20 protein-coding genes are annotated in these 18831 nt (G+C 52.6%); 5 read left to right on the forward strand and 15 right to left on the reverse strand.

The window, feature by feature from the left end:
* Positions 1–46 precede the first annotated feature (46 nt).
* From I8J30_RS25130 to I8J30_RS25140, 3 genes are read right to left on the reverse strand one after another with little or no spacing between them, the layout of a single operon-like run.
* Positions 47–976 carry a DMT family transporter gene (locus tag I8J30_RS25130; protein WP_210662804.1) on the reverse strand — a complete coding sequence of 310 codons (930 nt, stop codon included), beginning with the start codon at positions 974–976 and terminating at the stop codon, positions 47–49.
* A 31-nt stretch (positions 977–1007) separates the two neighbouring features.
* Entirely contained in the window at positions 1008–1373 is a 366-nt protein-coding gene (locus tag I8J30_RS25135; RefSeq protein WP_210662806.1) for a VOC family protein, read from the reverse strand.
* 21 nt (positions 1374–1394) lie between these two features.
* Positions 1395–1769, reverse strand: a complete 375-nt coding sequence (locus tag I8J30_RS25140) for a VOC family protein (RefSeq protein WP_210662808.1) — start codon at positions 1767–1769, stop codon at positions 1395–1397.
* Positions 1770–2031: 262 nt separating this feature from the next.
* Between I8J30_RS25140 and I8J30_RS25145 the strand changes: the two genes are divergently transcribed.
* Entirely contained in the window at positions 2032–2529 is a 498-nt protein-coding gene (locus I8J30_RS25145; protein WP_210662810.1) for a HugZ family pyridoxamine 5'-phosphate oxidase, read from the forward strand.
* 20 nt (positions 2530–2549) lie between these two features.
* Positions 2550–3023: a DinB family protein gene (locus I8J30_RS25150; protein ID WP_210662812.1), complete on the forward strand. Its 474-nt coding sequence runs from the start codon at positions 2550–2552 to the stop codon at positions 3021–3023.
* 56 nt (positions 3024–3079) lie between these two features.
* Here I8J30_RS25150 and I8J30_RS25155 read toward each other — a convergent pair whose 3' ends face one another.
* The 3 genes from I8J30_RS25155 to I8J30_RS34095 all read right to left on the reverse strand — a co-directional run bounded on the left by I8J30_RS25155 (position 3080) and on the right by I8J30_RS34095 (position 4448).
* Positions 3080–3841, reverse strand: coding sequence for a peptidoglycan-binding domain-containing protein (locus I8J30_RS25155; RefSeq protein WP_240548371.1), 762 nt, complete (start codon positions 3839–3841; stop codon positions 3080–3082).
* Between the two features lie 182 nt (positions 3842–4023).
* Positions 4024–4179, reverse strand: a complete 156-nt coding sequence (locus tag I8J30_RS34090; protein ID WP_338044944.1) for a hypothetical protein — start codon at positions 4177–4179, stop codon at positions 4024–4026.
* An 11-nt stretch (positions 4180–4190) separates the two neighbouring features.
* The gene (locus I8J30_RS34095) at positions 4191–4448 is read right to left on the reverse strand and encodes a hypothetical protein (protein ID WP_338044945.1); all 258 of its coding nucleotides are present in this window, start codon (positions 4446–4448) and stop codon (positions 4191–4193) included.
* 53 nt (positions 4449–4501) lie between these two features.
* Between I8J30_RS34095 and I8J30_RS25165 the strand changes: the two genes are divergently transcribed.
* From I8J30_RS25165 to I8J30_RS25175, 3 genes are all read left to right on the forward strand, one after another.
* Positions 4502–4948: a VOC family protein gene (locus I8J30_RS25165; RefSeq protein ID WP_210662816.1), complete on the forward strand. Its 447-nt coding sequence runs from the start codon at positions 4502–4504 to the stop codon at positions 4946–4948.
* Between the two features lie 164 nt (positions 4949–5112).
* A complete protein-coding gene (locus tag I8J30_RS25170) occupies positions 5113–5622 on the forward strand; it encodes a hypothetical protein (protein WP_210662818.1) in 510 nt (169 codons plus the stop codon).
* Entirely contained in the window at positions 5615–6238 is a 624-nt protein-coding gene (locus tag I8J30_RS25175; RefSeq protein ID WP_210662820.1) for a TetR family transcriptional regulator, read from the forward strand. The genes I8J30_RS25170 and I8J30_RS25175 overlap by 8 nt, the downstream gene beginning before the upstream one ends.
* 68 nt (positions 6239–6306) lie before the next feature.
* On the opposite strand, the gene I8J30_RS25180 is transcribed toward I8J30_RS25175, so the two are convergent.
* From I8J30_RS25180 to I8J30_RS25220, 9 genes are all read right to left on the reverse strand, one after another.
* Positions 6307–7293 (reverse strand): aldo/keto reductase, encoded by a 987-nt coding sequence (locus I8J30_RS25180; protein ID WP_210662822.1) that lies wholly within the window; start codon positions 7291–7293, stop codon positions 6307–6309.
* A 30-nt stretch (positions 7294–7323) separates the two neighbouring features.
* On the reverse strand, positions 7324–8949 hold the full coding sequence (locus I8J30_RS25185) for a response regulator transcription factor (RefSeq protein ID WP_210662824.1): 1626 nt from the start codon (positions 8947–8949) through the stop codon (positions 7324–7326).
* Positions 8946–10724 carry a sensor histidine kinase gene (locus tag I8J30_RS25190; protein WP_210662826.1) on the reverse strand — a complete coding sequence of 593 codons (1779 nt, stop codon included), beginning with the start codon at positions 10722–10724 and terminating at the stop codon, positions 8946–8948. Before I8J30_RS25190 ends, I8J30_RS25185 begins: the two co-directional genes overlap by 4 nt.
* 42 nt (positions 10725–10766) lie before the next feature.
* Positions 10767–11651, reverse strand: a complete 885-nt coding sequence (locus I8J30_RS25195) for a carbohydrate ABC transporter permease (RefSeq protein ID WP_210662828.1) — start codon at positions 11649–11651, stop codon at positions 10767–10769.
* Positions 11652–11664: 13 nt separating this feature from the next.
* Entirely contained in the window at positions 11665–12561 is an 897-nt protein-coding gene (locus tag I8J30_RS25200) for an ABC transporter permease (RefSeq protein WP_210662830.1), read from the reverse strand.
* 99 nt (positions 12562–12660) lie between these two features.
* Positions 12661–14385 (reverse strand): extracellular solute-binding protein, encoded by a 1725-nt coding sequence (locus I8J30_RS25205; RefSeq protein ID WP_091225155.1) that lies wholly within the window; start codon positions 14383–14385, stop codon positions 12661–12663.
* A gap of 151 nt (positions 14386–14536) precedes the next feature.
* A complete protein-coding gene (locus I8J30_RS25210; RefSeq protein ID WP_210662832.1) occupies positions 14537–16213 on the reverse strand; it encodes a glycoside hydrolase family 127 protein in 1677 nt (558 codons plus the stop codon).
* Positions 16214–16266: 53 nt separating this feature from the next.
* Positions 16267–17580 carry a glycoside hydrolase family 140 protein gene (locus tag I8J30_RS25215; RefSeq protein WP_210662834.1) on the reverse strand — a complete coding sequence of 438 codons (1314 nt, stop codon included), beginning with the start codon at positions 17578–17580 and terminating at the stop codon, positions 16267–16269.
* Between the two features lie 31 nt (positions 17581–17611).
* Complete coding sequence (locus I8J30_RS25220) at positions 17612–18754, reverse strand: glycoside hydrolase family 172 protein (RefSeq protein ID WP_210662835.1); 1143 nt, start codon at positions 18752–18754, stop codon at positions 17612–17614.
* Positions 18755–18831: the final 77 nt, after the last annotated feature.

Here is an 18831-nt window from a genome sequence, read left to right on the forward strand (position 1 = left end):
GCAAAAAGAGCCTCCAAACCGCAGCAACGCGATAAGGAGGCTTTTTTTACAGCATCGAACCTATCTTCTTCTCCCCCGCTCCGAGCACACTCCCCAGTTTCTGCACCGGAACACTGGATAGAATGAGCAGTGCCGCGAGGCCATCCATCAGCGTGAGCCGCTCGTCGAGCAGCAGCACGATGAACAGCAGCGTCACGAACGGAGTAAAGAAAGTAAAGCTCGCGATCAGCGAAGCCGGCGAGTAGCGCAGCGCCCGGAAATACAAGAAGAAACCGAGCACGATGTTGCACATGCTTAACCAGAACACGCCGCCGAAATCGACAAGCCGAGGGAGCATGAGGTTCGAATAAACCAGCAGGCCGGCGGCAGACAGCACTAAAGCTACCACCGTGATCAAGAAGGTGCTGATCAGCATATCCTTCTTGTTCCGCTTCACCAGATTGGTGAACAAGCCCCAGCTGACCGCCGCCAGAATCGCCAGCACGTCGCCGGTCAAATTTGTCAGTTTTAGTGACGTAAGATCCCCTTTGGTCATCAGCAACACCGTCCCCGCGAAGCCCATTACGACGGAGAGCAGCTTGTATCGATTCATTTTCTCCTTATGGAGGGGGATTGCAAAGATGACGATAAAGATGGGAAACAGATAATTCAGCATGGAGGCCTCAACCGCCGGAATCCGAGCAAGCGCCTGCAGGTAGAGCGCATCATACAAGAAGGCGAACAACCCGCATGACACGATAAGCGCCGTTTGCCGCCATGACCACAGCCTCAGCGTTCTCCATCGCACCTTATACAAGACGATGCCCGCGAACACGACAACCCCGATTCCATTCATATAAAATAACACCTGGTAGCTGTCCAATTGGCCCAGCACCAGCTTGCTCACTGCCGCGACCGAGCCCCAGAGCAGCAGCAAAATCGGCATAAGCACATAGGGGCTCCGCGATAATTCCGACTTCGTCCGACTAGCTTGCATCCTGTCTTCTACTCCTCACTTCATACGTTCCTTATCGGCGATCAAACCGGCAAATCATCAGGGCATTGCCTTCGCAATCCTTGAAGCTGAAACAGGCATGATCGCGATATTCCTTAATAGGCTCCGGTTCCACGCCCAGCTCAGCCAGCCGTTGATGCGCCAGCTGAAGATCAGCCGTATCAAACGTGAACGGCGCCTGTGCTGCCGGCACGCCTTCACCTTCTGATTGTAGCAAATGCATCACGTAACGACCATCGATCGCGAGCTCGACGAATGAACGGTAATCATAGGCCGTGATTGTAAACCCGAGCGTGTCGCAGTACCATTTTGCCGCAGCTTCCAAGTCCTTTACATAGTGCATGACCCCGATAATTTCTTGCTTAATTAATGGCAGCATCCGCTCATTCACCTCGCCTGATTATTTAACAACCCCGTATTTGTTGCCGTCCGGATCGAGACAATCAAAATAACGGGTTCCGCTCGCATCCTCCACAATCGGCAGCACTTCCGCCCCTTTCTCGCGAAGCGAAGCATGGGAGTATTCGATATCAAAGGACTCGAAATTATAGTACGGAATCCTCACCCCGCCTCCCGCATCGAACTGTGTGGCTGCAGGCTTCTCTACTTTCCACAGATTAATGAACGTTGCCTCACCCGGAAAAGCGAGCCCTGTGCAGCAGTCCGACAGATCGATCGTCTCCAGATCAAACATCCTTATGTACCACTCCTTGGAGCGCTGCATATCCGTTACCGGAATAAAGATACCGCTAATTCTACTTACGCTTCGTCGCATGAGACTCCCTCCCATTTGGAAATTCACTACACCTATCATAACGCGGTCAGAAGATAGACAGATACGGGGGGTCAAAATTTTTTTCCAAAATGATAATTACTATCATTTTCAGTACATCTATTGAAAATTGGCATTTGCTGTTATACACTAGACTCTATTGATAATGATTATCAATACCAACTAGCGTGGAAACGCACAGATAGAGACGTGCCTGCACTACTTTCTCCCGTTTACGATCCACCCACTACAAGGAGGCATTTCCATGAAACAGCCCAACATCGAAGAATCACGCGGGAAGTACATCGACTTTATCGAAAGCCGCAAATCGCTTATCATCAGCTCGCAAGATGCCGAAGGTACGCCTTTTATCAGCTATGCGCCGTTCGTTAAAGTAGACGGCAACCTGTATATCTACATCAGCCGGATCTCCGATCATTACCGTTTCGTAGAGAACAACGAGCGGATTCACGTGATGTTGATCAATGATGAATCGGCTACGCCGAATGCGTTTGCCCGTGAGCGCGCTCGTTGGGTATGTGAATCGAGAAACCTCGGCAACGAAGGATATGAAGCGATCTTCGCCGCATTCGACGTGAAGTTCGGCGACAAAATGATGACGATGCTGCGCGGCCTCGATTTCTCCCTTTTCGAGCTGACGCCGTCGGCAGGCCGATATGTAGTCGGTTTCGGGCAAGCGTTCGATGTCGATCTGGCCGGCGACCGCTTCGAGCATGTTATCGTAGATCGCAAAGATAAATAATAATGAAGGACGGTGTAAGCATGAGTTACGAAGCGGTTGGTCCAATTTGGCGCGTTGTCCGTGATCGGTTTCAGAAAATGGTTCAAGGATTACAAGAAGAAGAGCTAAGCCTGGCCATGACTGCCGATTCCTCCTCCATCGGCCATATGATTCGCCATAACGCTGAGGTTGAATATATGTTCGCGGAATGGTTCTTCGGCGCAACGGCGCCTGAGGGAAGGGAATACATAGCGAGCGGTCAAGGCGGCGCGCACAATGGGCATGCTCTTACGCTGCAAGAGTTGATCGCGTTCTCTGCGGCAGCAGATGCATTTCTGACGGAAGCGATGAAGCAGCTTAGCGACGATGCATGGGATACGATCGTCGAATCGAAGATCGGACCGTCCTCACCGCGTGAAGCACTGGGCCGTGCCATCTATCATACGGGACTGCACGCAGGTCAAATCGGACTCATTCGTAAACATGCGGCACAACCAACGTCAGCGCAGTCATAATTAAAGAAGGCAGGACCTCGTCAATGAGGTCCTGCCTTTATTATTTTCAACCGAGCTTAGTGACCTTTGCTCTTGTTATCCGCATTGTCTTGATTGTCTTTGCTGCCTTGATTGTCTTGGTTGTTTTGATTGTCTTGGCCGCCGCCTTGGCTTCCGCCCTGCGGACCGCCGTTATCTTTGCCTTGCTTTTCAGTGCCTTCTTGCTGCGATTTCTCTTCGACTTGGCCTTTCTCTTGACCTTGCTCGGTGCCTTGCTCTTGTTTTTGCTCTACACCGCCGCCTTGGCCACCGCCTGCGCCACCACCTGCTCCGCCACCTGCACCGCCGCCTGCACCGCCGCCTGCACCGCCGCCTGCTCCGCCGCCTGCGCCACCACCTGCACCGCCGCCTGCGCCACCACCTGCACCGCCGCCTGCGCCGCCACCTGCACCGCCGCCTGCGCCGCCACCTGCACCGAAGCCTGCACCGCGACCTTTACCGCCGCCGCGAATACGTTGCGCGCCTTTACCCATACCTCTGCTCTTCGCCTTCATCTTCACGCCCGACTTCTTAGCATCGTAGGCGTATACGATCGACTTGAGCGTACGTTTATCTACGTTGCCGGTCATCGGCAAGCCATGCGACTTCTGATAATATTTGACACCTCGTACAGTCAGCGCATTGTAACGCCCATCAATTGGCCCGGAATAGCTGCCTAACGATTTCAACATCCCCTGAATGACGTAAACATCCGGTCCCTTTGCTCCTTTACCAATCGCCGAGCCGACATTTGGTGCTCCAACAAGAAGGGTAAGCACCAACACTAATGATCCGAGCATCTTAGCCGCCCATCTCACGGATTTACCTTTAGATCCATGAGAACGTTTATTTGCCTCCATTTAAACAAGACACCTTCCTTTTGGATATAGTGAGCATGATTTGCCACAGCCCTTACTATACCCAATACCTATTTTCCATTATGCTTCTTCGCGGTAAAGGTTTGACTGTTTCTTGCGGAGGTTTAAAGCGGGTATTTCTTAAACATGCCGAGCGATTGCGGCGCTGTGTATGTAAACCCGAATTTCTGGTATAATCTGTCTGCCGGTACATCGGCGAGCAGGCTCACATACGCACCATCCGGTGCATGAGCATCCATAGCATTCATCAGTTCTGTCATAATCCGTTTACCTAAACGCCGTCGCCGATAATTCTGCCCATGCCAACGAGTTTGTCGGAGCTCCTAAGCGAAACGGCATAAATCGAATTCTTCAGCGCTATCCTAGCCGCCGCCTCGTCCTTAGGGCTTAATCCGGCAGCCAGCCGCAAGGCGATATACTCACCTGCCTCCGGCGCTGTATGTTGTACCATGACTTCTGTATCCAGATCACCATGCCCCTCTCCGTTGCCATTTTCTCGCACATTATATCCATCGCGCATTTGAATCATGCAAGGCTCCCTGCATCCGCTGCCATGCAGCAACTTAAGGAGGATACCCGTTAATGATCCTTAATCGTTCCGTTCCGTCTAACCATCTGGTGCCGCATCTTTATTACGAGAATGTCGCCGAGGCGCTGACTTGGATAAGCCAAACCTTCGGTTTCAAAGAGCATTACCGCTTCGCGCTCCCGGATGGGCAGCTGCATGGTGCGATGATCTATCTTGGCGATGTATGGGTCATGTTGAAAAGCATCAGCCGCTTAACAGCCAGTCCGGCCAAGCTCGGAGCAACGACGCAGTCGTTAATGATCTTCGTGAGCGACATCGAAGCCCACTACAACGGTTCAAAATCAGCCGGAGCTCTTATCGTAGAGGAGCTCTTCGAGACGGAGTACGGGGAGCGCCAATATTCGGTAGTGGATATGGAAAACCACTTATGGCAGTTCTCGCAGCATGTCAAAGACGTGGATCCTACAGCTTGGGGGGCCACGCTTGCAGATCGTTCCTAAGAATGCCGGGAGCTTCTCGTAAAGAGAGGCCGCCCGGCTTTCTTTATTGATGTGGATTGAATTGACATCGGAGACCGTTCCATATAAAATTTGATTAAATAATCAGTTTTTTGATTAAATGCTCAATGCTTTTATAATCCGTATAATGAAAAGGAGAATGTCTGATGAACGAACCTGTCAACGAAACGCAATCCGGAACCGGCTGGAGATCGCTCCCATTAAACACGCTTGGTCTGCTCGCCGTATTAGCCGGTATTGCTTTTCCGCTGGTCACCTGGCTGCTCTTCCGCAATTCATGGGGATCATCTCCCGGCTTTCATTGGTATGAATGGCTCACTCCAATCCTGCTTCTGCTTGGAGGCGCAATGAGCTGGCTGGCGGCGGCAATGCTGTTCAGCCGCAGAGCTGCCGGCCGCGATGTGCTGGAGCTGGCGATAGCCATCGTTCCAATTACACTGGCGATGCGCTTGCTGATTGTCATCATTGTGTTTATCGGTACGGTCGCACGCAGGCTGCTCGATGGATCGGTTGTCGATTTTTTTAAGGATCTGGAACTTTCCTCCGGCAAATTGCTCATTAATATCGGGCTAATCATGGTTATCATCACGCTGATCATCGTTCGTACCAACGCGAAATCCAAACCACAACCCCCGAAGGAGAACAAGGATGACTGATCGTAAGGAGGGTGAGAAGCAATCGTTTATAACCGAAGCCAGAAGGTCGCAAATCATGAACGCAGCGATCACGACGCTCGATGAGATCGGTTATGTGAATGCAAGCCTCGCCCAAATCGCTAAGAGAGCCGGCATCAGCACGGCGCTTATTTCGTACCATTTTAAAGATAAGAACGATCTGATGGACCATACGCTGATGATGCTCGTTCAGGAATCGTCCTCCTATGTGCTGAAGAGAACGGCTACAGCGGCAACTGCCACGGAGAAGCTTCGCGCCTACATTAACGCCAGCATTGCCTATCAAGGCACTCGGCCCCAACATAACACGGCGTTGATCGAAATCGTGTTTCATGCTCGGACGCCTGAGAATGTGCCGTACTACAAGCTTGGCGACGATGAAGAGGATCCGATGCATGCGCAGCTTAAGCAGATCCTGCTCGACGGGCAGGCAGCAGGCGAATTCTGCGCATTCAACGTGCTCATCATGGCGTTCGCCATTCAAGGCGCCATCAGCGAGTATATGGCGAATGTGAATCTGATCGCGCAAGTAGACATGGAAACGTACAGCGCTGAGCTGGTCAATACGTTTGAACGCGCTATCCTCGCTTCGCGATAGCGCTGAACCCCCTATCATGATGAAAAGCCGGGTATCCACCTCATAAGGTGAGTACCCGGCTTTCTCGGTTACATCGGGCTTCCGCCCGTTAGGAACAGCAGCTGCTCCTTCGTTAAGGTTAGCGTTCCGGCCGCGCAGCTATCCAGCATATATTCCCGTTTGTTCGCTCCGGCAATCGGAAAGACGGGAAACGGCTGCGAGGTCAAATACGCGAGCGCGATGCGCGAGGCTGTCGTGCCGAGTTCTGACGCAAGCTGCTTGGCGCGATCCAGCCGGTCGAAGCTGGCTTCGTTGAAATAATGGGCTTTGACGATATGGGCGCTGCCGCCCATCTGAATCACCTGCCCTCTAAAGTAGCGTCCGCCAAAGAAACCGTTCGCCTGGGAAGAGAAAGGAACGACCGCCATACCGTGCTCCTTGTAATAGGCAAGCGACCTCTCATCCATGATCGCTACCGTCGGATCGGCGATTATTCCCTCATTGAGCACGGCCAGATTCCATAGCGGCTGACTCGCGGCGAAGCTCTTCAGTCCTCTCTGCTCCGCATATTGGCGCGCTTCCTCGATTCGATCAACCGTCCAATTCGAGCAGCCAAATGCACGAATCTTGCCTGCGGCCAGCTGTTCATTCAGCGTCTCCAAGATTTCTCCCGCCGGAATCGACGGATCATCCCGATGAAGCCAGTACAAATCGATATAGTCGGTTTGCAGATGACCTAAACTCTGTTCGAGATCATGCACAATCGCTTCCTTACTTAAACGGGAGACGGACATCGTTTGCAAATCCGGATGGCCGCCCTTAGTGGCCACAATCATCCGATCCCTGCACCCGCGTAACCGGAGCCATTCCCCAAGCGTTCGCTCACTCGTGCTTTTTCCTTTGCCGAGCCAATCTTCATATACGTTAGCCGTATCCAGAAAACTGCCCCCAAGCTCGGTGAATAGATCCAGCAGCTCAAACGCCTCTTCCTTCGGAAGCGTACCGCCATAGGCGGACGTGCCGAGACAGATAACGGAAGCCTCGATCGATGTCCCCGGTATTGCGCGCTTATTCATCCCAATTGCCTCCCCATTGAACGTTGACCGCTACTCCGTCGTACGAATCGCCGCTTTCTCCCTATATTCCTGAGGGGAAAGGGTCGTCATTTTCTTGAAATACCGGGAGAAGTAACCCGGATCCAGCCCGATTCGGAGCGCCACCTCGCCGATCTTAAGCTGAGGGTCACGAAGCAGCTCCTTGGCCTTGGTTAGCTTAAGCTCGGTGATGTACTCTGAGAGGCCGCTTCCCGTCAGCTGCTTATACAATCTGCACAAGTAGCTCGCGTTCAGTCCTACCAGATCCGCCAACCGAGACAGCGAGAGGTCCCCTTCGATATGCTTGTGAATATAGCCGTGGAGCTGATCGACGACCTCATTGCTCTTCGCCGACTTGTCCTGATCCAGCAGCGCGAATATACTGTCCGCCGTTCGCTTGAGATAGTCGCCTGCCTCCTGCCAAGATACGTGGCCATCCAAATGAAGCAGCCGATGGATGGGAAGCTTGAGGGATACGGCCTCGTAAAGGCCCCATCGATTCATGTTCGATAGCAGTAAGGTTGCGACCGTATAATAGGTTTCCTGCACGATGCCGTACGACCTTCCGGCCGCTCGTTCCAAGATGCTCTCCAGCAGCTGCAGAAAGGCATCCCGGTTACCACTCTCAATCAACGTACCCAGTTGATTAAACTCGCTTTGCCAGCGGGAGATTCGAGCTTCCGAATCGGGATCCTCCTGTTTCTCGTACAGCAGCATGCGATCGCCTTGTCCAAGGCCCCGAATAAGGAGCCGGTTCAAACGCCCGTAATACTCGGACAGATCACTCCATTCAATCGGCTGCTCCGTCGAAGCGAGCGATACCGGTACATGGAGCAGCAACTCGCATTGATTCTGAATGAAGTCAAGCGATTCCTGAACAAACCGCGACGGAACCTCGGCTTCCGCTGCGCCGCTTCCCACTTGAATGATCCAGAAGAATCGCGAACGATCGCTCATCACGGGATAGAAAGCGCCGGCATGTCCCACTACTTCTTCCGCGATATTCTGGACGGCATACAAGAGCAGCTCCTTGTCCATGGCCGAATACTTCTCATCCCAGCGGTCGATGCGTCCGACCACAAGCATGAAGGGTCGGTCGGCCTGCAGCCCCAGCTCCAGCTCTTGAAATCTCTTCTCCCTGGTTGCATCGGCAATCGGCTCGCCCTCCGCAAGCTCGGTCAGAAAGCCTCTTTGCAGCAAGGGCTGCGCCTGCCGCATACGCAGCTGCGCCTTCTCCATATTGCTCTGCAAACTCTGTTCACTGTTCATATTGGCGATGACGTTCGCTACGGCATGCACGATTTCCTCTTCCTCGTCCGTTTTGAGCAAATACCCCGCACTTCCTTGTCGAAGGGCTTCCTGCACGTACGAGAACTCATTGTGCCCGGATAGGAAAATCACTTTGCAAGCCGGCCATCTGCGCCGAATTTGTGCGAGCAGCTCAAGCCCTGTCATGCCGGGCATACGGATGTCGCTGAGCACGATATCGATTCGCGTCTGCTCCAGCCGTTCGATGGCATCCATGGCCGAGCCTGCACAGTAAATATCCAGTTCGAGATGAGCCGCCTCCTCGAACAATTCCTTCAAACTGGAGACGATATAAGGCTCGTCATCTACAATCAGCAGCCGGTGCATCATGATTCCTCCTTTACCGGAATATAAAGTTCGACCTTCAGCCCGCCGAGCGTTTCGCCGGTTGTTACACGTATACCGCTATCTTTGCCGTACATGAGCTGAAGCCGCTTGTGCACGTTGATCATACCCGTGGTTTCCAGCTGCGCCTGGGAATGACTGAGCTTGCGGTTCAAGGCGCTCATGTCCTCCTCGCTCATCCCTTTGCCGTTATCTTCAATGACGACGGTTAGCAGACCGCCTGCATGCTTGAACGAAATGTGCAGCTGTCCCCCGGAGACAACGTCCTCCAGCCCATACTTATAGCAATTCTCGATAATCGGCTGCAAGGTGAGTCTGGGCACCAGCAAATCGGCATAGCGCGCCGGCAATGGTTCGATATCAATCTGGATGCGGTCCTCGAACCGTATCTTCTGAATTTCCAAATACGACTGCGCAAAAGCCAATTCTTCCCGGAGCGCAACCTCGTCCGAGGCGTCACGCGTAATGAATTTGAAATAGTTGCCCAAGTGCTTCGTAAACGGCTTCAGCTTCGGATAATCCTCTACCTTCACCATCCGGTTCAGAATAAAGAAGGTGTTGTACAGAAAATGAGGATTAATCTGTGCCTGCAGCTGCTTCAGCTCCGAGCGCTGCGAACGGATTTGCTGCTCGTACACTTCTTCGATGAGTACGTTCACTCGTCCGATCATGGAGTTGAACTGGCTGTACAAGTATTCGAATTCATCGCGGGTTGTCGGATTGAGACGCACGTCGAGCTGACCTTTTTCCACCTTGCGAAACGTTCGGACCAGCTGCTCAAGCGGTTTATGGATAACCCGGTAAATCCAGTACGAGAAGAACAATACGATAATGAACGAGGTGAGCGAAAGCACCCACAGCCATAGGTTATATTTAGCAATCGGCCCCAGCGCGTTCTTCACCGGCATGTACATGACGAGCGTCATATCGAAGGAAGGCTCATGCTCCAAGGTAAGCAAGTAAGGCGTCCCTTCAAAATCGATCGTATCCATAGCCGTCACCGTATCGCCCTTCACCAGGCGCTTGGCGACTTGCCGTATATGTTCGATCAGATCGGCGTGATCGTCATTCGTAATCGACCAATTAAAGTCCGTCCCAAACAAGATCGCTTGCTCGCCTTGAATATTCGAAAATTGCTGCAATTCCTGCCGAATGGCCTTCTTCGAGATTTCTTCGTTTAAGAAGAAGGTGAGGGAATCGGGATACCCGATATCGGGGTACTTCTGCGTGATGAACAGACGATCCCGCCACGATTGGACAATGGGATGGATGCGGCCTGATTCGTCGATTAAGGTTTGCAAATAAGCCTGGTCAGCAGAATCATAGTTGTTCTGCGAATTGATGACCTTGCCGAGAGTCGGTATATAGGCATTGAAGCTGGCGATATAGTTACTGGAGTTCTTCACGAGCGCAAGCCGCTCCTGCAGCCTGATAATCGCCTGCGTTCGCTCGTTGTCCGACATGATTTCGCTCGTCACGCTCAGCTTCTGCAGATCGCGATCATTAATGAAATCCCACTGCAGCCGCTGTATGCGTTCGAATTCCACTACGAGGGATTGTATATAGAAGTGGACTCTGCCTTTCATCGACTTCGTGATTTCATCGCGGACGCTGGCTGCGCCCCACTGATTCAAATAGAGGCTTATCGTATACATCGGAATAATGACGAGCATGAAGGCGATGACGAGCTTGCCGAAAATCGGAATTCGGAGCTTGGCGGTGCGTCTCAGCGGAATCGACTTCCTTTCGGATGCTAACATTTGCTCATTATATCATGCCCTCGCGCATCGCCCTTGCTGCCGCTACTCCTTCACGCTGCCCAGCACGATACCTTTGACGAAGAAACGTTGAAGAAAAGGATAGATCATCAGAATCGGCAGCGAACCCATGAAGATTTGGGCCGCTTTGGAGGTGCGATCCGACACCTGCGCGAGGGAATCCAGATCCTTCGCGGATTGCATCGCCAAATCAATCTTGATGACGACCGTGTGCAGATAGCTCTGAAGCGGATAATTTTCCGGGCGGTGCATGAAGATCAACCCATCGAACCAGGAGTTCCAGTGATGAACGATCGTAAACAGCATGATCGTCGCCAGTGCGGGCATGGACAGCGGAACGAACACTCTCCACAGCACCGTCCACGCGCGAGCGCCGTCTACGAATGCCGCCTCCTCCAGCTCCTTGGGCAATCCGCGGAAGAAGTTCAGCAGCAGGATTACGTTAAACACCGGTACCGCTCCGGGGATGACGAGCGCCCAGATCGTATCCATTAAGTGCGTCTTCGACACGACGATATAACTTGGAATCAAACCGCCGCTGAACAGAATGGTGAGCACGAAGAACCAGGCGTAAACGGTGCGGTATTTGAACGTCCGAACTTCCTTGGACAACGGATAAGCGAGCAGAATGGTCAGAAACATATTGATGAGCGTGCCAAGACCAACCCGCTCCAAGGTAACGATGAATGATTTAGAGAATTCCGGCTTATGAAGCACGTATTCGTAGGATTGCAGGGTGAAGTTAACGGGCCATAACACGACATCCCCCGCAGCTGCCGCGGTTTTGTCGCTGAGCGAAATCGCGAAAACATGAATCAAAGGCAGAATGCACAGAATGGATAACCCGATCAGAAATATATAATTGGCTGCTTGGAACAGCTTTCGGCTGGTCGTTAATTGATAGAGCAAGTTCGCGCACCTCCTAGAATATGCGATAGTTGGCCAAACGGTAGGCGAGTAGATAGGAAGTCGAAATGAGCACGAACGAAACGAAAGATTTGAACAATCCGACTGCTGTCGCAGGTCCGAATTGCGCCTGCTCAAGTCCCAGGCGATAGACGAGCGTATCGATAATATCCCCGCTATCGAAGACTTGCGGCGAATAGAGATTGAAGATTTGATCAAAGCCTGCATTCAGTACGTTGCCGAGGCTAAGTGTCGTAAGGAGCACAATAATAGGCACCATGCCCGGAAGCGTCACGTGCAAGGTTTGCTTCCAGCGGCTTGCGCCATCCACGACTGCCGCTTCGTACAGCACCGGATTAATGGAAGTCAGCGCAGCCAAGTAAACGATGGTGGAGAATCCAAATTCCTTCCACAGATCGCTGATGACGATCGTAAACGGGAACCACCGATTATCACCGAGAAAATAGATCGGCTCGATCCCAAAGAGGCCCAGCACTTGATTCACGATGCCACTCGAGGGCGATAATACATCGATCAGGATTCCGCCAAGGATAATCCAGGATAGAAAGTGCGGCAAATAGATGAGTGTCTGAATCCCCCGCTTAATCGCGGTTTTGGTCACTTCATTAAGCAAGAGCGCGATAAGTACGGGAAACACGAGACCCGCCGCGATTTTCATCACAGAAATATAGATTGTATTCCAGAGCACCGTTAAGGTCTCCGGCATATCCCACACATACTTGAAATTGTCCCATCCGGTCCACTCCGAGCCGGAGTAGCCGAGCGCAGGGATGAAATGCTGAAACGCCATTACAATGCCAAGCATCGGACCATAACTGTAGATCAGCACCAAAATGACGCCCGGAAGCAGCATCAAATGAAACGGCATCTGGCTGATTCTATTCTTTACCATTGCGGTCCCTCCGTCTTTCGTATGTCGTATTTGGGGTAGATGAAAGAAGAAGAAGAAGGATAGGAAGATCACTATCGTTCTTCTTCTTGGTCTACTGCATTATTTACTTTGCTGCGCTGCCCATTCGGAAACCTCTTGCGTAATTTGATCGCCGCCAAGCTTCTTCCAGTCCGCTACGAACTTATCGAAATCATCGATTGGGGAGCCCAGAATGATTTTGGTGAACACTTCTTTTTGCATCTTATCAAGGGTCGCCATTTTCTCCGCCATTGTCTTCGTCTTGGAGCCGTAGAACTTGGTGAAATTGATGTTCTGCTCTTTGTTCTGATAGATGCCGTCCAGAACGCTATACGCGCTTTCCGTACCGAATACGCGCACCGTGCCCCAAGTTGTACGGTCTCCGCCTTGGAAGGCAAGGATTTTGTCGTAATAGCCTTTCTCTTCCGGATTGAGCGCCGTTGCATCCTTGGAATCAAGTGCCCCAATGACTTTCTTGTAGTGGCCGTAGTTTCCGATCGGATCGGAGCCTTTGACCATCATGACATTCTCTTTGAAGTGTCCGTATTCTTTGTCCCCAACGATTTCCGTATGGAACACTTTAGGATCCGCTTGGCCGCCATAGAGCTTCTCTTGGCTGGTGTTCAGCAGCTTGATGAGCGCTTCCGGATGCTCCATCTTCTTGCTCGCAACCATGTATTCGTTGAATTCCAATGCGCCGGTATACTGAACCGGTTTATCTGTCGCCGAAATGCCCGGAAGTACAACCCAGTCCGCATTCGCATTCTTCGTTACACTGTCTTGAAGAGGCCATAATGGATTCCACAGCGCTCCAAAGTTAATGCCGATCCGGTTATTGGCATAATCCTCGCCAACCTTGCCGGAGTCCTTCACCCCGAATTCGCGATCGATAAGTCCCTTGTTCTTCATGTCTTGCAGCTTCAGCAGCGCTTCTCTGACTTCCGGCTGAATACCGCCGTAGCCGATTGTGCCGTCTGCTTGCTGAACCCATGTGTATGGCTGTGCGCCGAATGCGTTGAATACGCCGGTCGCTTCCGCAACGCCGTTCTTGTACAGATCTTTCGTCAGACCCATGCCGAACGTATCCTTCTTGCCATTGCCGTCCGGATCCTGGTTCACGAATGCATCCATGACCTTCTCCAGTTCGGCCCATGTCTTAGGCACTTCCAGGTTCAGCTTCTTCAGCCAATCCGCCCGGATGTACATCAAGGACAAGCCGCCCTCGTAGGAGCCTTCATCCGGCGGAATCGCCATCAGCTTGCCGTTAAACGTCGCCGAGGCTTTGGCCAGCGGCCCCATCTCGATCGACTTCTTCGTTAATTCGGATGCATATTTGTCGTACACATCCGTCAAGTCCGCGATCAAATCCGCATCAACCAGCTGCTTCAATTGCGCGCCGTTCACTTTCATAATGTCCGGAATATCTCCGGAAGCGATTGCAACGTTGAGTTTCTCATAATATTGGTCAGATGGAGCGATCCAATCGTACTTTAGCGTAATCCCAAGCTCGTCCGCGTAAGCCTTGGTCCAATTGTTGTTCTCGAAGTCTTCCCCTTCTTTGAACGCCATGGACGGGTCTTGATCTCGAATGGCAGTAACGGTAATCGGTGGATCATACTTGGCATTAATGTCTACTACATCATCAGCCGCGCCGTTGGATTGGTTTCCGGCAGCAGTTCCGTTCGCATTGGCACCCGTGGATTCGTTCGAATTTGAATTCGAATTCGAGTCCGAGTTGCCGCACGCTGAGGTAAATACGACCATGGTCATCAGAGACAACAACAAAACATGTTTCATTGATTTCATCTTTGCAACCTCCCGTTTATATATACACTGTCATTCTTGCTGCTTCATCATACCGAACTCACCGGGAGGCGAAAATATGAATGTATTGACATGAAATGAACAATCTTTACTTTAGTCAATGAAAGAGCAAGGAAGTCAATACTTTCCTTATCTAACGGAAGAGAATCGGCTTCTTAGCTAACGCATCCTGCTTCGAGGCTTCGCGGATTGGGCGATAGATGGGCGAGAAATCGCGCTCATGCCGCTCATCCCTATAGACGGCGTTTCCTTTCGGCGCCAGCGTGGTATGCGCTTGGATGGACAACCCTTCGACGCCCAGCGGACCATGAAGGAGGAGGGAGCCGTGCCGCAGCATAAACGGAGCTTGGCCCTCGGATGGTTTGCTGCTTGAGGCTGGGATTTGCTGAAGCGCAATACCGAAGGACAGCTCCAGTTTCGTGCCGGTCGTAAGCGCAGCCGTAATCTCAATAAAACCGTTGTTCGGTATTATCTTGTCCATCGCTTCACCGTTCAGTAGAAGGGCAACCGAACCGGGTACGGCGTACTGAGGAACAAACAGTTTAATTGTTTTCTCGATGGCTCCCGGACTGCTGACGACGGTTAGCGCCGCCTGACCCTCATAAGGGTACCGTGTCTCCAGCTTCATCGCCACCGGCCCTTCCGCAAACAGAAGTTCAACCAGATTCGCATGGTAGAAAGGCACCGTCACTTCGTCGTCTCTCAGCCAATAGCTGTATTCCGCAGCGCGTGATAGTCCTTCTCCGCCGCGCATGGTACAGCACCAATACGCTTCATATACATTCTCGAGCGCATACAGCGAAGGCTCTTCTTCACGGGTACAGCAATCGCAGCCGAAGCCGCCGTTCTCGCGCTGTCCGTGACTGATCGCATTATAGTAGATGAGATGCGCGGTCTCCAGGTAGCGCGGTTGATCCGTATACCGCCACAGCTCAATGGCGGCCACGAAAGAATCCACGACTGCGCACGGTTCCGTCCACCACGGGCGGTTAAACCAGTTGCGATTCGCGTAATTCTCGGTCTTCCCTTCGCTCAAATAAAGCGAATAAATAGACTCCGCCGCATGCAGCAGGCTCTTGTTGCCGCTCATGCCATAGTAGCGGAGAATGCCCCGCAGCGCAGACAGCGTTGCATGGGTTTGAGCGTTGATGCCCGAAAGATCGATTTCGAGGAAACGACTAATCATTTCTTCAATGGTCGCCTTTAGCTCCGGCCACTTCAGAAGCTCGTACGCATGCGTCGCCCCATCGAGCATAATGAAAGCACAGCCAATGTCCGTCGACAGGTACCAGTCGCGAACCGTCTTGTCCGCGAGCGTACCGGACGCTTCGCCGCCCTCCGCCCGCTCAGACGGATCAGTCGGATAATGGGCAAAATGGCTATGGGCAGGCAGCAGCAGATTCTTCACGATGCGTCCGATTTGGTCCAGCACGGCAGGACTCTGCCTCCAAGCGTACAGCTCGCACAAAGCGCGCAGAAACCAGCTGTTGCCGGACAGCTGCTGCTCATCGGTAATCCCTTCGGGCAGTATATTCCCGAAATAGCCCAGCACATTCATGTGGAGCGGAAGCTTCGCCAAGATGGCATCCAAGTGAAGGGCGTCCTTGCCTGTTGCGCGGGCGGTCAAGATTTGCGCGAGCAAGGTTCTGCCCTCATTATCCCCCGGCCAATCGTAGCTCGATGGCTTAAAAACTTCTTCGGGGCTGTATAGCGTATCCGCCAGACGAGCAGCGTTGGCATGCAAACGATCAAGCAAATCCCCTTGTACAGCAATTTGTTCCAATGCTATCGTATTCCGAGACATCGCCATTCTCCTTCTCTCCTCGTATTCGGGCCATCTTCTTCCCTTTACTGCTCCCCCATTTAACTTGCAGCATCGTCTAAAATAAGAACCCAGTCCTCGCCAATTCCGGAGGTTGGCGGTAGGAAGGTTTGTTTGCCTTGGTTCGGAATGGCCTGCCCCTGCGGATGAGCGCTCGAAGTCTCGCCCGTGCGCGGGTCATACCAGCTGGCGCGTACGTGGTCGCCTGTGATCCGGCCCATGCTCACTTCGAAGGGCTGGCCGGTTGCGCTATATACGTACATATAACCTCGCCCTCTGGCCGCCCGAATATGGTCTGCCCCTTCCAGCTGATTCGTGATCAAGCTTTGATCCGGCACCAGCTCGAGGAACGGCCGCGATTCGAAGAGCGCACGCACATGCTTCATCTGGGCGGCGCCCGGGCGGCTCAAAGCCTCCTGCCAATGAAGCTTTGCTCCGCTATAAGCCGTCCGCCCGGGCTCATAGAATTGCCATACGCTCGTATGGCCGTAGACATGGCCGAAGGCGCCCGCCAAGACCGCCCAGTATGCGGCTTGCCGGACATCATAATCGAGGAAGAAACCGAGCTCCTCGTTCCAATTGACCGAGTGGTCTTCATAGCGGGGTTCCCCATCGATTGTCGGCTTAGGCGGGTAGATATGATAGTCTTTGGCAATCAAATTGTAGTTCGCCAAATGCCGGCCGAAATGGCCGGATTGATGCGTATGGTAATCACACCATTCGTCGTGATGGAACCAAATCGAGGAGGAAAAACCGCCCATGGGATGGTAGGTAATCAGGTGATTTCCGCCATCTCCTTCGCGCAATCCTCCTGCCATCGCCCGCCACACCGCAATACGTTCATCGGGGTTCCGATCGCCGCCGAGAATCCAGACGATGTTCGGCTTGTCCTTGTATCGCTTGCCCACGTAACGGCCGAATTGGCGCGCGTTGTCCACGTTGAAGATTTCCGGTCCCTTCGCAAAGGGATTGCCCAGCAGCACCTTGTCTCCCCAAGTCGGCACGATACCTATGACAAGATCGAGCGATGCCGCATAATCGACGACATAATCAATATGCTTCCAATAATCATAGCGGTCCGCAATTTCCGCAGGACGCGACGGATCGTACTTGCCCGCCCCGTCCTGCAGCAGCGGCACCTCGCCATATGCGTTCTGCTCAGCCAGCCCTTCAAGCTCGAAGAGAATGACCGCCTGCACGACATTAAAGCCCTGCTCCTTACGGGTTTCCAGATAGGCGGCTGTCTGCTCCCGGTCAAGCCGGTGGAACAGCTCCCATGCGGTATCGCCCATGTAGAAGAAAGGCGCACCGTCTTCTTTCATCATAAATCTTTTATTCTCGGATATGTTCAGCATGATGGCCTTCGCACCTTTCGAGCTTCATTTGTTAGCCTTGCGGTCTCTGTGTCCGCCACTCATTGCCCCACAGCTTCGTTCCTCCACCGAATGCTTTGCGGTATTCCTGCCGCCAATAATGCACATCGTGCAAATTAAGCAGCGGGATGTTTTGCCTTCCGGCCCGGTCAGGAAGCTTCGGATAAGGCTTATGCGGTTCTGATTGATACCAGTACGCCACCGTGGCGAGATCCAGCGTCAGCACGTTTCCATGACCATGCTCCATGCTCGCGCGCAACGATTTCTCGAAATACACCGGATCCTCCAGCATGAAGCGGTAGCAATGCGTCCTTCCCAGAAATCCGGTTTCCCCTTCATTGATCTTGGCGATGCCGAAGTAAGGATGCATGAACACTTCCTTCGGACACCAAGCCGTATTGAAATAATCCTCCGTCCCCGTGCCATGCAAGGATCCCGGCCATTCTTCGCCGTCGATCATCCACATGTCATCGCCTTCCCCGTACCACATGGGACTCGGGTTATCGACGAAGTAATTCAGCCCTACGAAATGACCTTTTCCTTCTATATCCGCAAACACATAATTGTTTTTGTCATCCAAAGTCGGCTTCAGCGGCACGATCTCAAGCAAACCCTCGTTCTCGCCGTCTTCGGGATCCGCCTCCGTCAGCTCACGCCGCCAATGCGCATGGAATCTTCCTATATCCTCTTCGAGCTCATCATGCTCTTCATAATCTACATAGTAATAGAGGGCATCCATCGGCAGGTCCGAATCATTCTCCACCGTAATGACTGCGCCTTGCCCAAACGGCATCGGAAAATAGCAATTCAGCCCTCTTCCCCCCTGCGGCGCGGCTGCCAGCGGCAAAGACATGAACGGGTAGGATTGGCCCCAGCCTTGTCCGAAGAAATCCCCGATCGGCGACTCCACGCTCGGCTCGCTTTCCCCATCCCAGTACATGCGCAGCACCGCATTTCGGCGAATCATATTATCGCTCGTGCTGATAGTCATCCAGATATGGCGGATAATGCCCGCTCCTTCGATCCGCGCAATTTCCTTGACCTCTCCTGCGCCGATCGGCACCGAATCCTTGTTAAAGCCGGCTCGGTCATAGCTGGAAATCCGCTTCGTTCTTCTACCGCTTTGAAGCTTGTAGATACCGTCAAGTATGGACATGCTGATCGCTCCTCTATGGATAGGATATATTGTACGATTTATAAATCTGCCTGCTCCAAAAAAACTCCTGATCCTTA

This window comes from Paenibacillus lignilyticus (genome assembly GCF_017942085.1).
GTDB classification, from domain to species: domain Bacteria; phylum Bacillota; class Bacilli; order Paenibacillales; family Paenibacillaceae; genus Paenibacillus_Z; species Paenibacillus_Z lignilyticus.

Excerpts from the sequence above, each read along its gene's own strand:
- I8J30_RS25130 (WP_210662804.1), bottom strand. The coding sequence starts at position 976 with ATGCAAGCTAGTCGGACGAAGTCGGAATTATCGCGGAGCCCCTATGTG.
- I8J30_RS25135 (WP_210662806.1), bottom strand. The coding sequence starts at position 1,373 with ATGCTGCCATTAATTAAGCAAGAAATTATCGGGGTCATGCACTATGTA.
- I8J30_RS25140 (WP_210662808.1), bottom strand. The coding sequence starts at position 1,769 with ATGCGACGAAGCGTAAGTAGAATTAGCGGTATCTTTATTCCGGTAACG.
- I8J30_RS25145 (WP_210662810.1), top strand. The coding sequence starts at position 2,032 with ATGAAACAGCCCAACATCGAAGAATCACGCGGGAAGTACATCGACTTT.
- I8J30_RS25150 (WP_210662812.1), top strand. The coding sequence starts at position 2,550 with ATGAGTTACGAAGCGGTTGGTCCAATTTGGCGCGTTGTCCGTGATCGG.
- I8J30_RS25155 (WP_240548371.1), bottom strand. The coding sequence starts at position 3,841 with ATGCTCGGATCATTAGTGTTGGTGCTTACCCTTCTTGTTGGAGCACCA.
- I8J30_RS34090 (WP_338044944.1), bottom strand. The coding sequence starts at position 4,179 with ATGACAGAACTGATGAATGCTATGGATGCTCATGCACCGGATGGTGCG.
- I8J30_RS34095 (WP_338044945.1), bottom strand. The coding sequence starts at position 4,448 with ATGATTCAAATGCGCGATGGATATAATGTGCGAGAAAATGGCAACGGA.
- I8J30_RS25165 (WP_210662816.1), top strand. The coding sequence starts at position 4,502 with ATGATCCTTAATCGTTCCGTTCCGTCTAACCATCTGGTGCCGCATCTT.
- I8J30_RS25170 (WP_210662818.1), top strand. The coding sequence starts at position 5,113 with ATGAACGAACCTGTCAACGAAACGCAATCCGGAACCGGCTGGAGATCG.
- I8J30_RS25175 (WP_210662820.1), top strand. The coding sequence starts at position 5,615 with ATGACTGATCGTAAGGAGGGTGAGAAGCAATCGTTTATAACCGAAGCC.
- I8J30_RS25180 (WP_210662822.1), bottom strand. The coding sequence starts at position 7,293 with ATGAATAAGCGCGCAATACCGGGGACATCGATCGAGGCTTCCGTTATC.
- I8J30_RS25185 (WP_210662824.1), bottom strand. The coding sequence starts at position 8,949 with ATGATGCACCGGCTGCTGATTGTAGATGACGAGCCTTATATCGTCTCC.
- I8J30_RS25190 (WP_210662826.1), bottom strand. The coding sequence starts at position 10,724 with ATGTTAGCATCCGAAAGGAAGTCGATTCCGCTGAGACGCACCGCCAAG.
- I8J30_RS25200 (WP_210662830.1), bottom strand. The coding sequence starts at position 12,561 with ATGGTAAAGAATAGAATCAGCCAGATGCCGTTTCATTTGATGCTGCTT.
- I8J30_RS25205 (WP_091225155.1), bottom strand. The coding sequence starts at position 14,385 with ATGAAATCAATGAAACATGTTTTGTTGTTGTCTCTGATGACCATGGTC.
- I8J30_RS25210 (WP_210662832.1), bottom strand. The coding sequence starts at position 16,213 with ATGGCGATGTCTCGGAATACGATAGCATTGGAACAAATTGCTGTACAA.
- I8J30_RS25215 (WP_210662834.1), bottom strand. The coding sequence starts at position 17,580 with ATGCTGAACATATCCGAGAATAAAAGATTTATGATGAAAGAAGACGGT.
- I8J30_RS25220 (WP_210662835.1), bottom strand. The coding sequence starts at position 18,754 with ATGTCCATACTTGACGGTATCTACAAGCTTCAAAGCGGTAGAAGAACG.